Source organism: Rhizobium sp. TRM96647, assembly GCF_025780115.1.
In the GTDB taxonomy this organism is placed as follows: domain Bacteria; phylum Pseudomonadota; class Alphaproteobacteria; order Rhizobiales; family Rhizobiaceae; genus Mycoplana.
The window spans coordinates 514,001-526,914 of the sequence record NZ_JAOXHF010000002.1 but is presented as its reverse complement, the minus strand read 5'-3'; the positions used below and the strand labels follow the sequence as shown (position 1 = coordinate 526,914).

At 67.0% G+C, this 12,914-nt stretch carries 12 protein-coding genes and 1 pseudogene; 7 read left to right on the top strand and 6 right to left on the bottom strand.

Annotation, left to right across the window (positions count from 1 at the left end):
* Positions 1-25 precede the first annotated feature (25 nt).
* Positions 26-943 carry a hypothetical protein gene (locus OCK02_RS05485; protein ID WP_263811922.1) on the bottom strand — a complete coding sequence of 306 codons (918 nt, stop codon included), beginning with the start codon at positions 941-943 and terminating at the stop codon, positions 26-28.
* A gap of 292 nt (positions 944-1,235) precedes the next feature.
* On the opposite strand from OCK02_RS05485, the gene OCK02_RS05480 reads away from it, so the two are divergent.
* Together OCK02_RS05480 and OCK02_RS05475 are read left to right on the top strand one after the other, a co-directional pair.
* Positions 1,236-1,979, top strand: coding sequence for a DUF1194 domain-containing protein (locus OCK02_RS05480; protein WP_263811921.1), 744 nt, complete (start codon positions 1,236-1,238; stop codon positions 1,977-1,979).
* 79 nt (positions 1,980-2,058) lie between these two features.
* Positions 2,059-2,340, top strand: a complete 282-nt coding sequence (locus tag OCK02_RS05475) for a hypothetical protein (protein ID WP_263811920.1) — start codon at positions 2,059-2,061, stop codon at positions 2,338-2,340.
* A gap of 4 nt (positions 2,341-2,344) precedes the next feature.
* Here the strand turns inward: OCK02_RS05475 and OCK02_RS05470 are convergent, their stop codons facing one another.
* A complete protein-coding gene (locus OCK02_RS05470; RefSeq protein ID WP_263811919.1) occupies positions 2,345-3,751 on the bottom strand; it encodes a DUF1254 domain-containing protein in 1,407 nt (468 codons plus the stop codon).
* 132 nt (positions 3,752-3,883) lie between these two features.
* On the opposite strand from OCK02_RS05470, the gene OCK02_RS05465 reads away from it, so the two are divergent.
* From OCK02_RS05465 to OCK02_RS05450, 4 genes are all read left to right on the top strand, one after another.
* The gene (locus OCK02_RS05465) at positions 3,884-4,534 is read left to right on the top strand and encodes a glutathione S-transferase family protein (protein WP_263811918.1); all 651 of its coding nucleotides are present in this window, start codon (positions 3,884-3,886) and stop codon (positions 4,532-4,534) included.
* A 251-nt stretch (positions 4,535-4,785) separates the two neighbouring features.
* The gene (locus OCK02_RS05460; RefSeq protein WP_263811917.1) at positions 4,786-7,122 is read left to right on the top strand and encodes a glucose/quinate/shikimate family membrane-bound PQQ-dependent dehydrogenase; all 2,337 of its coding nucleotides are present in this window, start codon (positions 4,786-4,788) and stop codon (positions 7,120-7,122) included.
* A 114-nt stretch (positions 7,123-7,236) separates the two neighbouring features.
* Positions 7,237-7,662, top strand: a complete 426-nt coding sequence (locus tag OCK02_RS05455) for a hypothetical protein (RefSeq protein WP_263811916.1) — start codon at positions 7,237-7,239, stop codon at positions 7,660-7,662.
* 449 nt (positions 7,663-8,111) lie between these two features.
* A complete protein-coding gene (locus OCK02_RS05450; RefSeq protein WP_230803087.1) occupies positions 8,112-9,425 on the top strand; it encodes an MFS transporter in 1,314 nt (437 codons plus the stop codon).
* A gap of 28 nt (positions 9,426-9,453) precedes the next feature.
* Here OCK02_RS05450 and OCK02_RS26205 read toward each other — a convergent pair.
* Positions 9,454-9,549: pseudogene (locus OCK02_RS26205) on the bottom strand (cytochrome c-type biogenesis protein CcmH); the annotation flags it as partial.
* Positions 9,550-9,871: 322 nt separating this feature from the next.
* Here OCK02_RS26205 and OCK02_RS05445 point away from each other — a divergent pair.
* Complete coding sequence (locus OCK02_RS05445; RefSeq protein ID WP_263811915.1) at positions 9,872-10,369, top strand: GNAT family N-acetyltransferase; 498 nt, start codon at positions 9,872-9,874, stop codon at positions 10,367-10,369.
* A gap of 73 nt (positions 10,370-10,442) precedes the next feature.
* On the opposite strand, the gene OCK02_RS05440 is transcribed toward OCK02_RS05445, so the two are convergent.
* From OCK02_RS05440 to OCK02_RS05430, 3 genes are all read right to left on the bottom strand, one after another.
* Entirely contained in the window at positions 10,443-11,354 is a 912-nt protein-coding gene (locus OCK02_RS05440) for a cytochrome c (protein ID WP_263811914.1), read from the bottom strand.
* A gap of 261 nt (positions 11,355-11,615) precedes the next feature.
* On the bottom strand, positions 11,616-12,065 hold the full coding sequence (locus tag OCK02_RS05435; RefSeq protein ID WP_263811913.1) for a c-type cytochrome: 450 nt from the start codon (positions 12,063-12,065) through the stop codon (positions 11,616-11,618).
* A gap of 170 nt (positions 12,066-12,235) precedes the next feature.
* Entirely contained in the window at positions 12,236-12,871 is a 636-nt protein-coding gene (locus OCK02_RS05430) for a LysE family translocator (protein WP_263811912.1), read from the bottom strand.
* Positions 12,872-12,914 lie beyond the last annotated feature (43 nt).

Here is a 12,914-nt window from a genome sequence, read left to right as displayed (position 1 = left end):
CGGGCCGGTCTTTCTGAACGTCGGCCTACTCGGTCACCTCTGCCGTTTCCGGCCCCGTCTCGGGCTCTGTCGGCTGTTCGGCGGCCAGGACGTCGCGCACCTCGTCGATCTTTCCGACGGCCGGGCCGACGCCGAGGACATCCTTTGCCCACGCCATCACTTCCGGATCCGTCACCACGACGTCGCCGGGCTGCTGCACGGTGCCGATTTCCTTGTTGGATGCGGCCAGCAGGGCCGCACTCAGGGCCTCGTCGCCGAGGGCGGGATCGGTCGGGACCGCATCGACGCCGTTGTCGAGCTCGAACTGCGCATAGGAGACAACATAGGCGCGGATCGCGGCCATGCGCGGATCGCTGGAATTGAGGTAGGCATGATAGTTGCGCTTCAGCGAGTTCAGCCCCCCGAGCCTGGCAGCCAGATTTGGCTTCGCCTTCAGGGTCGGCTCTTCCACTTCGACCGCGGCGACTTCCGTCACCACCTTGGGCTTTGGCGTGGGCTTGACGGCCTTCACGATCGCCTTGTCGGCCCGCGGCGAAACCCTGTCCTTTTCCGTCACGGTCTTCTTCGAGGCAACGCGCCTTTCCTCGCTCTTGCGGGTGCCGAAGAGCTTTCCGAATGCATTCGCTACAGGATCGTTCGACCTGGCGGTTTCGCTCTTGCCGCGGGACGTTTGTCCGGATTTTCCACGATCGGACGAGGCATGGCTTTCGCTTCTGCCCTTGCCGCCACCGTTGCCGACGCCATTCCCGCCGCCGTTGCCGCCACCATTCCCGCCGCCGTTGCCACCGCCGTTACCACCGCCATTGCCACCACCGTTGCCATTGCCGGCAAGCGCCGCCGATGTGGTCAGCTTCAGGGGGCTTTTCAGGTCCAGGACGACAGGCGTGGCAGCGAGTGTTGCAGACACGCAGGCCACGAGCGTCAGAGTGCCAATTTTTCGCATGCACCATTCCTCCGAATCATACGCTTGGCGAGCCCCGCCACAAGGATTGTCAATATTCTGGCGCCGAATTGTGGCAACGCCCCCTTGGTTGCACCCCGATTAAATTAGGGTGCATCTCGTGCATGAAGGGTTGGAAATATCGTTAGACTTGTCGCGACGGCCACTCGGGGCGATCGTAGAGCGACGATTTTCGGCTGCGCCGAACAGGCATGGCATGGTCGTGCGCGGGGTTCCCATGGCGATGAAACGGCAATGTGCGCTTCTTGTCTGCCTTGGCCTTCTGGGAGGCAGCGTGCCCGCCCGGACTGCTCCGGTCGTGGTCGATCTCGCGCTGGTGCTTGCCGTCGACGTCTCCTATTCGATGGAGATCGACGAGCAGCGGATGCAGCGCGAGGGCTATGTGAACGCGTTTCTCCAGCCCGTGCTCGTCAGCGCGATCGAGAGCGGCGCGGTCGGCAGGATCGCGGTGACCTATGTCGAGTGGGGTGGCTCGGCGGTGCAGACCGTCCCCTGGACGCTGATCGACGGCGCGGGCAGCGCGGCCCGGTTCGCCGAGGCGCTGCGCCGGCAGCCGCTGCGGCGGATCTCGTTCACCTCCATTTCCAACACGCTTGCCTTTTCGCGAAACCTCTTTGCGATCAACCCGTTCCGAGGCGTGCGGCGGGTGATCGACCTATCGGGGGACGGGCCGAACAATGCGGGCGTGCCGGCGCCCGTGGCCCGCAATTCGACCGTCGCCCGGGGCATCGTGATCGACGGACTTGCCGTGATGCTGGCGCGGGATTCCGCATCGATCCCCGACCTCGACGCCTATTACGAGAACTGCGTGATCGGCGGCGACGGGGCCTTTCTGCTGACGGTCAAGGATCCCGGCGACTTCGCAGACGCCATTCTGAAGAAGCTCGTCATCGAGATCCTCGGGCCGGTCGTCGGCGGACTGCCGCGACCCGATCCGCTCGTCAAGCGCGTGGCCGGCCGGGCGGGCTACAATTGCTTCGTGGGCGAGGAGATGCAGGAGCGCCGCATCGGACAGTAGAGCGCGTCGCGTGATTTCTCCTGCGCGTGTGCTAAGCTCTCGGCCAGCAGACACCGTTGCACCTCGTGGAGGACCCGACATGAACAGCTTCATCGCCAGCCTGATCCCCCGCCTGATCCGAGGCGTCGCGGCCTGCGCCTTGCTCGCGGCGGCCCACGCAGCACCCGTCCATGCCGAGGACATGATGAAGTCCGACATCCTGCAGCCGGATACCATGAGCACCGAGGCGACGCAGCCAGGTGCTGTGCCCGCGGCAGGGACGACTACGGGAACCAAGGCCGACTGCCTGCACATGGCCGAGATGGAAACGGACAGCGTGAAGAAGGCGGAGATGACGAAGGCCTGCGAGGCGATGCAGTAAGGCCCTACTCGCCGACCGTGACGACGTCGGACAGCACCCACTTCCGGTCGAAGAAATCCTTCGTCGGCCCGTAGGCGCGGAACATCAGCTCGAAGTTCCGCGCCGGGTCGGTCGGCACCCAGTTCGCCTCCTGGCCCTCGGGCGCCTTCGGGCCGAAATAGAGGTCGATCGAGCCATCGGCGTTCTTTTGAAGCTCGGGGATCTGCGACGAGCGGCTGGCCCGGGCGACGTTCCTGATCAGCGCGTGGGTTTCCCGGTCGTAGGCGGTCACCGACCAGTATTGCTGGACGGGAACGTCCGGCGGCACGTTCAGCCGATAGGTGCCGGCGCCGTCGAAGGCGTTGCCGTCCCGGTCGCGGATCGAGATCGAATAGAACTGCCCCGCCCCGAGCCGCTTGATGCCGATATAGGCATAGCTGTAGGTGACGCCGCGGTGGTCGACGGGGTAGGCATTCTCCTCGTCGAAGCCCCGGCCGCCGGCCTGGATCAGGTCCGGGTAGGTCGGGAAAGTCCAGCGGCTCGTCTCGGAGAAGAACGGCGGCAGGCCGGCGTCGTATTTCGCTTCCAGCAGCGCCCGGCCCTCTTCGATCGCCGACGTCATCAGCGCCTTCATGTGTCCGTCGGGCTGGTAGGGCTTGCCCTTCTCGATGCCGAGCGACGTCAACTGGTCGATCATCACCTGGTCGCGGACGATCCACGGCTCCTCCTGGACGACGCGGTTCAGGTTTTCGAAGAAGCCCGCATCCCACTTGATGGTGGAATCGAAGAGGATGTCCTTGACGTCGGTAAACACGGTCTCGGGCGGATCGGCGGCGGCAGACAGCGGGTAGACCTTCATCTTCCTGCCATAGTCGATCGAGGCCTGCACGTCGGCGTCGGCGTGGCTCTTCAGGTTCGCCCGGAACAGCATGTAGCCGCCGAACACCTCCGACGGCAGCGGGATGAAGCCCTCGGGCAGCTTCTCCGCATAGCCGGGCGGCAGCACGACGTACCGGCCGCCCTTGCCCTTGTCGAGACCGAGCAGGCCGGCGTCTTCCAGCGGCAGTTGCCAGGCGTTGACGATATTGCCGTTGAAGGAGGCGCCGGCTTCGGCCGGCGGCAGGTCGAGCACGACGGGGCCGTCCCTGGTGGTGAAGAAGACCATGAAGTAGAGGGCGTCCGGATTGGGCGTCAGCGTCTGGTTCCGCCAGTCAAGCGGGCGGCCCCAGTAGATCACCTGGCCGACCTTGCCGGGCGTCTTCGACAGCATCTCCTGGCGCATCAGGTCGTAGTTGACGGCGGGCATGCCCCAGATCACCGCCTGCACGGCCTTGCGCTCGATTTCCCTGTCGGCGATCTGTTGCGGTATCCGTTCCGCCCCGAATGCAGCGCCGCCGACCAGCAACAGGCTCAAGAGCACGATGAATTTCATTCGAGTTCCCCCTCACGCGAACTGCACCGCGATGGGACGGGACGATATCATATCGCACAGGCCTTGTCGGGATGGCGGCGCGCCATTCGTCCTCGGAAGGACAGGGGCAGGACCCGGCCATGGAGGAGAGCGATGACGATCACCCTTACCGCCTTCGATAGTTCGCCAGACCGCGGCAGGGGGCTGGCGCGGGACATGCGCGTGCGCTGGGCGCTCGAGGAGGCGGGCCTTCCCTACGAGGTCCGCCTTCTGTCGTTCAGGGCGATGAAGGAACCGGCGCATCTGGCGCTTCAGCCCTTCGGGCAGATCCCTACCTACGAGGAGGGCGAGCTTTCGCTGTTCGAGTCCGGCGCGATCGTGCTCCACATCGCCCAAAACCATGCCGGCCTGCTCCCCGACGACGCCACTGCCCGGGCGCGGGCGATCATGTGGATCTTCACCGCGCTCACCACGATGGAGCCGGTGATCGTCGAGCGCGAGACGGCCCGGTATGCGGAAGGCGACAAGAGCTGGACCGAGGCGCGCCTGGCGCTCATCGACGACCGCATCCGCACACGGCTCGGCGAACTCTCCACCCGGCTCGGCGACAGCGAATGGCTGGACGGCGCGTTCAGCGCCGGCGACCTCGCGATGGTGTCGGTGCTGCTGCGGGCAAGCGGATCGGGACTGGTGGAAGCCTATCCAAATCTTGCGGCCTATGTCGCCCGCGGACAGGCGCGGCCGGCCTACAAGCGCGCCTTCGAGGCCCAGCGCGCGGTCTTCCTCGCAAGTTCGGCCCGCTGATCGGGGCCGGCTGCTTGTGGAATGAAGGCCCCTCTCCGCCCGCCCCACATGGAAGAGGGCCAGAGGGGTTTTGGCGACGGCGACTGCCCTGCGCATCCCCGCGCGGCCCCGGCCCGCGCCCTGCCGAAAGCGCTGTCGCACGCACCTGTTGATTGAACGAAAGCGAGCACTAGTTCTTCGTGGAAGGATCCCGGTCCGGGGTTCCGGCCGGCCTATCCCGTGTCGCCACCTGCGCTTTTTGGAGAATGCCCATGCTCCTCATCCTCACCGCCATCCTGTTCGACATCATCGGCATCGTCCTCCTTGCGGGCGGCGGCTGGCTGGTGGCGCTGGGGGGCAGCCCCTACTATCTGGTGGCCGGGCTGTTCTTCCTGGCGACCGGCATCTTCCTGTTCCTGAAGCGGCCGGCGTCGATCTGGATCTATGCGGCGCTCATCCTCGGCTCGCTCGCCTGGGCGGTGTGGGAGGTCGGGTTCGACTGGTGGCAGCTCGGTCCGCGCGGGGGCATCATCGTGCTGCTCGGGCTGTGGCTGATGCTGCCGGCGATCCGCCGGCCGCTCGGCTTTTCGAGCCCGACCGGGCAGGTCTACCCGGCCTCGTGGCTGCCGCTCGCGGTCGCCTGCGGCGTCGCCGTCGTGGTCGCGGCCTATGCGATGACCCGGGACGTGCGCGACATCCGCGGCAGCCTGCCGGTGACGGCGCTGAACACCACGCCGGCGCTCGGCGGCGACGTGCCGCCCGGCGAGTGGCACCAGTACGGCCGCACGCCCTACGGCCAGCGCTATTCGCCGCTCGACCAGATCACCACCGGCAATGTCGGCACGCTTCAGGTCGCCTGGCAATACCAGACGGGCGACGTGAAGCTGCCGGACGATGTCGGCGAGACCACCTATCAGGTGACGCCGCTCAAGGTCGGCGACACGCTCTACCTCTGCACGCCGCACAACTGGGCAATCGCGCTCGACGCGGCGACGGGGCAGGAGAAGTGGAAGTTCGACAGCAACTCCGGCATGAACCCCGACCGCCAGCACCAGACCTGCCGGGGCGTCACCTACTGGAAGGACCCGGCGGCAGCCGCCGGCGCGCCCTGCGCCGAGCGCGTCTACCTGCCGACCTCGGACGCGCGGCTGATCGCGCTCGACGCGGCGAGCGGCGAGATCTGCACGACCTTTGCCGACAACGGCGTGCTGCACCTGGAAACCGGCATGCAGTACAATCCGGCCGGCTACTACTACTCGACCTCGCCGCCGGTCGCCGTCGCCGGCAAGATCATCGTGGCCGGCGCGGTCAACGACAACTACTCGATCCACGAGCAATCCGGGGTGATCCGAGCCTTCGACATCGCCACCGGCGCGCTCGTGTGGAACTGGGACAGCGGCAATCCTGACGTCACCACGCCGCTGCAGCCGGGACAGACCTACACCACCAACTCGCCGAACAGTTGGTCGGTTTCCAGCTATGACGAGGCGCTCGGGCTCATCTACGTGCCGCTCGGCAACCAGGTGCCGGACCAGCTCGGCATGAACCGCAGCGACAATGTCGAGAAATATTCCTCCTCCATCGTCGCCCTCGACATCGAGACCGGGCAGGTGCGCTGGGCGCGCCAGACCGTGCACCACGACCTGTGGGACATGGACGTTCCCGCCCAGCCGGCCCTGCTCGACATCACCAAGGAGGACGGCACGGTGGTGCCGGCGCTGGTCGGCCCGACCAAGCAGGGCGACATCTACGTGCTCGACCGGCGCACCGGCGAGCCGATCCTGGCGGTGACCGAGTTCCCCGCGCCTTCGGGCGCGATCCCGGAGGATTTCACCGCGCCGACGCAGCCGGTCTCCGACCTCACCTTCATGCCGGATCCGCTGACGGAAAAGGATATGTGGGGGGTGACGATGTTCGACCAACTCGCCTGCCGCATCGACTTCCGCCGGCTGAAGTACGAGGGGCGCTATACGCCGCCCTCGCTCGAGGGCACGCTCGTCTATCCCGGCAATTTCGGCGTGTTCAACTGGGGCTCGGTCGCCGTCGACCCCGAACGGCAGATCATGTTCGGCATGCCGACCTATCTCGCCTTCACCTCCAAGCTCGTGCCGCGCGACCAGATCCCGCCGAAGGAGCAGGACGAAAAGGGCTCCGAGCAGGGGCTGAACCGCAACGAGGGCGCGCCCTACGGCGTCTACATGGGGCCCTTCCTCGGTCCGCTCGCCATCCCCTGCCAGGCGCCGCCATGGGGCTATGTCGCCGGCGCCGACCTGCGCACCGGCAAGATCGCCTACAAACTGAAGAACGGCACGGTGCGCGACATGGCGCCGGTGCCGCTGCCCTTGAAGGTGGGCGTGCCCGGCATCGGCGGGCCGATCATCACCAAGGGCGGCGTCGCCTTCCTGGGGGCCGCCGTCGACGACTACCTGCGCGCCTACGACGTGACCACCGGGGAAGAACTCTGGCAGGCCCGCCTTCCCGCCGGCGGCCAGTCGACGCCGATGACCTATACCGTCGGCGACAAGCAGTACGTGCTGATCGTGGCCGGCGGACACGGCTCGATCGGCACCAAGCCGGGCGACTACGTGATCGCCTATACGCTGCCGTAGGACCTGCAAGGCTCGCATAAGCTGTGCAACCTAGCGTGCCCCCGTTCCCGCGACATGCGCGGGAATCGCAACCAGACGATCGCGCGGGGCTCCCGCGCCACGGGGAGAGATCCGATGAAGATCGATAGCGGCCGCCTGACGGCCTACGCATATTCCTTCCAGCAGCCGCGCAACTTCGCCAATGACGGCGATGGCCCCGGCCGCACCGCCTCGGTCGCCAGCGTCGGCGCGCCGACCGTCGGGCCCTCGCTCGGCACCTCGGGCCTTGCCAGCTCGCTGTGGACGCTCAAGGCATCCGAGGACAGCCCCCTCCCCAGCCCGCGCGACGAGTTCCTCGAATGGGCGGACATGGACCCGACCGAGCGCCTGCGCGCGCAGATCCTGCAGTCGATGGGGATATCCGAGGACGACCTGGAGGCGATGTCGCCCGAGGAACGCGCGGCGGTCGAAGCCGACATCCGCAAGGCGATCGAGGAGAAGATCGGCATGGCGGAAGACCCCACCGAGGCTGCGGACGACGTCGCGGGCACCGATCTCTGATCGTGATGGATGCGATCCCGAGGCAAACGCCTAGGGAAGAAAACCGCTCCCCAACCCTCCCCGGAAGGGGGAGGGTTTAGCCCGGACGCGCCGCCAAGCCCCTCGATCGGGCAAGCGCATGCCTCTGGTTTTCCTGCCCTTTTTGGGGAGATGCCCGGCAGGGCAGAGGGCGTCGCGTCACACGCGCTTGCCTGGCCGCGCCCGCCGCATCCAAGGCGACAATGCCGGCGGGCGCGGCCTTGGACACGTCCGCGAAAATCACCGACGCAAGAGAAAATTAACATGTGAACATTGCCTGTCGTCGCACATGGGGATAGGAGGATGCCATCCGCTGAACCGTCGCCCTCCCGCCGGTTCCTGGCAGTTTGCGGACAACATCAACGACCGGGCCGACCGGCCGCGCAGCCAAGCGCACGAAGGCCAGCCCGCAGTTCCATGTGGATCCATCAATGACAGTTACACTTCGAGACGTCGGGGTACCGGCCGCACCGGACCAGCGCACGCGTCTGAAATCCATCATCGGCGGCTCTGCCGGTAATCTCGTGGAATGGTACGACTGGTACGTCTATTCCGCCTTCACGCTCTACTTCGCCCCCGTGTTCTTCCCCTCCGGCGACCAGACGGCCGAGCTTCTGAGCGCTGCCGCCGTCTTCGCGGTCGGCTTCCTGATGCGGCCGATCGGAGCCTGGTTCATGGGGATCTACGCCGACCGGCGCGGCCGCAAGGCGGGCCTCACCCTGTCCGTCACGCTGATGTGCCTCGGCTCGCTGCTGATCGCGGTCACCCCCGGACATGCGACGATTGGCGTCCTGGCCCCGGCCATCCTCGTCTTCGCCCGCCTCTTGCAGGGCATCAGCGTCGGCGGCGAGTACGGCGCCAGCGCCACCTATCTTTCCGAAATGGCCGGCAAGAGCCGGCGCGGCTTCTTCTCCTCCTTCCAGTACGTGACGCTGATCTCCGGGCAGTTGCTGGCGCTCGCCGTGCTGCTCGTGCTGCAGCGGGTGCTGACGCCCGAGCAGCTGACGGACTGGGGCTGGCGCATTCCGTTCTTCATCGGCGGGGTGCTGGCGATCGTGGTCTTCTACATCCGCCGGGGCTTGGCCGAGACGCAGTCGTTCGAAAACGCCAAGGCGGGCGGCACGCCGAAGTCCTCGGGCTGGACGCTGTTCGTCAAGTATCCGAAGGAAGCCTTCATGGTGCTGGCGCTGACCGCCGGCGGCACGCTGGCCTTCTATGCCTACACGACTTACCTGCAGAAGTTCCTGGTCAACACCTCGGGCTTCAGCAAGGAAGTGGCGACGGAGATCACCACGGCGGCGCTGTTCATCTTCATGCTCTGCCAGCCGCTCGCCGGCGCGCTCTCCGACCGCATCGGCCGCAAGCCGATCATGGTCGGTTTCGGCGTGCTGGGCGTCCTCTTCACCCACCTGATCTTCTCGACGCTGTCAGGCACCAGCGATCCCTATGTCGCCTTCGGCCTGGTGCTCGCCGGCCTTCTGATCGTCACCGGCTACACCTCGATCAACGCGGTGGTGAAGGCCGAGCTGTTTCCCGCCCATATCCGCGCGCTCGGCGTGGCCCTGCCCTACGCGCTCGCCAACACCATCTTCGGCGGCACGGCGGAATGGGTGGCGCTGAAGTTCAAGCAGATCGGCCACGAGAGCTGGTTCTTCTGGTACGTGACGATCATGATCGGCCTATCGCTGATCGTCTACATCCGCATGCGCGACACCCGCGACCACAGCCTGATCCACGAGGATTGAGGGCGGGCCGCGGCGACGGGGGTTCGCGAGGCTGCCCCTCACCCCAACCCTCTCCCCGCAGGCGGGGAGAGGGAGATCGAGACGCCGCGGCATCCCCCCTTCTCCCCGCCCGCGGGGAGAAGGTGCCGGCAGGCGGATGAGGGGCGGCGGTGACGGCGGCGCGGTTCGTGACGGTGGCGTATGTGGCACCCCGGACAAATGGATCTTCGGCGGCGGTCATATGCGGCACTCTTACGATTGCCAACCTTCGCGCGATTTTCCCGATTGACATCCGCAAGGAAACGGAGAATATCGCCGCCATGATCACGAACGCACCCATCGCGCATACGTATTTTTGGCTGTTCCGATAGGAGCGGCTGTTCGATCATCATGTCAACAAGCCGCCATCAGGCGGCTTTGTTGTTTTAAGGCACCTGGTGGCACAAGAGACCCGAAGGAGCCCGACCATGACCGCCGTCCTCAAGCTTGAAACACCACCCGTCGAACGCCCTGCCGTGCTGACGATCCGCGCCGCGCGGCCCGGCGACCTGCGGCCGCTGCTCGACATGATCGCGCTGCATGCCGAATGCCACGGCGACGCGGCGAAGATCACCGCCACCGACCTCGACCGCGACCTGTTCGGCACCTCGCCCTGGATCACCGCGCTCGTCGCGGAGGCCGGCGGCCAGTTGATCGGCTATGCCATCCTCGTGCCGCTCTACCGGGCCATGGAAGGCCGCCGCGGCATGGAACTGCACCAGATCTTCGTGCGCGAGGGGCACCGCGGCACCGGCATCGGCCGCCATCTGGTCGCCCGCGCCCGCGAGCAGGCCCGCATGTCCGGCTGCTCGTACCTGTCGGTCAGCGCCGCCACCGGCAATTTCGGCGCGCACCGCTTCTACGAGGAGATGAACTTCCAGGCCGGCCCCGTCACCGGCATGCGCTACGTCCAGCAACTGGCATGATGCGGCGGTGCCGCGCCCGGGCTCCGGCGCGGCACTCCCCTGCCCTGTCCGCGCCTTTCTCTGCTCCTTGACGTCAATGCGCCGGGATCGCCTTCAGATAGGCGGCGATGGCCTCGCGGTCGGCGGCCGGCAGGCGGGCCATGTTCTTCTGCACCGCCACCATCGCGCCGCCCACCGAATCATAGTCCGGCGTGAAGCCGGTCTCGAGATAGGAGGCGATGTCTCCGGCGCTCCAGCCGCCGATCCCGCCTTCGCCGGCGGTGATGTTCGGCACCCGCCCCGGGCCGCCTTCAGGGTTCGGCGCACCGGCGAGCCATTGCGCCGTCTCGAGACCGCCGAGGGCCGTGCGCGGCGTGTGGCACTCGCCGCAGTGGCCGGGGCCCTCCACCAGATACTGGCCGCGCTCGATCTTGGCATCGGCGCCGGCGAGCGTCACGCGCGGCGCATCGTTCAGATACAGGAACTTCCACGCGCCGAGCAGCGGCCGCAGGTTGAACGGAAACGGCAGGTCGTGCGGCGGGGCGACGTTGTCGCTGGCGGGGAGCGTGCGCAGGTAGCCGTAGAGATCGTTGATGTCGCGCGGCGTCATCCGCGCATAGGAGGCGTAGGGAAAGGAGGGATAGAGATGCTCGCCGCGCCGGCCGACGCCGCCAAGCATGGCATCGCCGAATTCCTGCAGGGTCCACGCCCCGATGCCGGCCTCGGGATCGGAGGAGATGTTGGGCGGATGAAACGTGCCGAAGGGGCTCTTGAGCGGCGCTCCACCGGCCAGGACGAGCCGGTTTTCCTCGCCGGCACCGGGGGCGGCATGACAGCTGGCACAGCCGCCTTCGGAAAAGACGCGCTCGCCGTTTGCGACGTCGGGCTCGCCGAGCCCCTGCCAGCTTTCCGAGGCGCTGCGCGCCGGTGCCGTGATCCACGCGAAGGCGCCGATGCCGACAACGCCTGCGAGGAGTGCTGCGGTGGCAAGACTGCGAAGTTTCATGGTCTCGTTCCAGGGCTCATGGCGCCGGCCCGCACGCCCGGCCCGAATGTGTGGTCCGCATGGATGGAAAGGCGCCCGCCCGCATCGTCGCACGGAGGCGGCAAAAGGCAACCTTTCCGGGGTGCGGTCCCGGAAAGGTCCCGGGCCTTGAAGCGCGCCGCGATCCTCCGGATCGCCTTGCGCGCTTCAAATCGTTGTTTTTTCTCATGTCGTTGTCGCAAGACCGCGGTCCGCTCCTGCGCGACCTGCTCCGGACCCGCGCTACTTCTTGATGCGGTAGGTCTCGTGACAGGCGCCGCAGTTCTTGCCGATCGGGCCGATCGCGGCGGCCACCGCGGCCTGGTCGCCCGGCAGGGCGGCAAGCGCTGCATCGGCGTCCTTGCCGAGCTGGAGCGACTTGGCGTGGAAGTCGTCCGGGTTCTCCCAGATCTTCGGGCTCGCCTCGGTTTCGGCGCCGGTCTCGGTGCCGGCCGGGAACTGGTCGGGGAAGGTCTTGGAGACCTCGCTGATCGTCGCAAGCGAGACGCGCACCACCTCGGCGTCATAGGGCTTCTCGCCCTTGGCGATGCCAGCCAGCGCGCCCATCGAGCGGCCGACGTCCTTCATCATCTGCTGGCGGGCGGCCTGCGGCTCCTGCGCCACCGCGACACCGGTGGCAGCGGCGGCGCCAAGACAGAGAAAGGTGGCCGCGGCAATTGTCTTCAGGTTCATGGATCACTCCCGGTAAGATCTCGTGCCCGCCGGTACCCCCGCCGGGCGGCGGCATGATTGCATGCGGGCGGCCCAGTCCAAGTAACAATATGTTGACCCGCGCAGAGGCCGAGGGCGATGGGGGTCGTGCCGCATCCGCGGCCACGCCGGGACGTTTCATTTGCCGGCCTTCATACCGTCCCCCAGCCGCGCCAGACCGTGACCACGGCGATCGCGACGAGCAGCACGCCGGCAGCACGGCCGATGAAGCGCGTGGCGGCGGGGCTGCCGGTCAGGGCATCGCGGCTGCGGGCGGCGGCGAGCGCCAGGCCGCCATAGACGGCAAGCTGCGTCGCCCAGATCATCGCCAGCATGACGAGCGTCTGGCGCCAGAGCGGGCCGAATTCCGGGCGCAGGAACTGCGGGAAGACGGCGAGCATGAACAGATAGGCCTTCGGATTCATCAGGCTCGTCAGCGCGCCCTGGCGGAAGCGGGCGACAAGGCCGCGCCGGTCGAGGGAGCCTACGGCATCGACGACGATCGAGGAACGGAAGAGCTGCCAGCCGATGTAGACGACATAGGCGGCGCCGACGAGCAGCAGGCCGTTGAACAGGCCAGGCGCGAAATGCAGCAGCATGCCGACGCCGAGCGCGGCATAGAGCGTGTGCACGAGCCCGCCGGCCATGATGCCGAAGGTCGCCGAGAGCCCCGCCCTGCGCCCGCCGGAGAGCGAGCTCGCCAGCACGAAGACCATGTCCATGCCCGGCACGATGATGATGCCGGAGACGAGCAGGAAGAAGAGCCAAAGGTTTTCCGTGTAGGTCATGTCAGTTGTCCATTGCCTTCGCCTGGATCGCCGCCCCATGCGG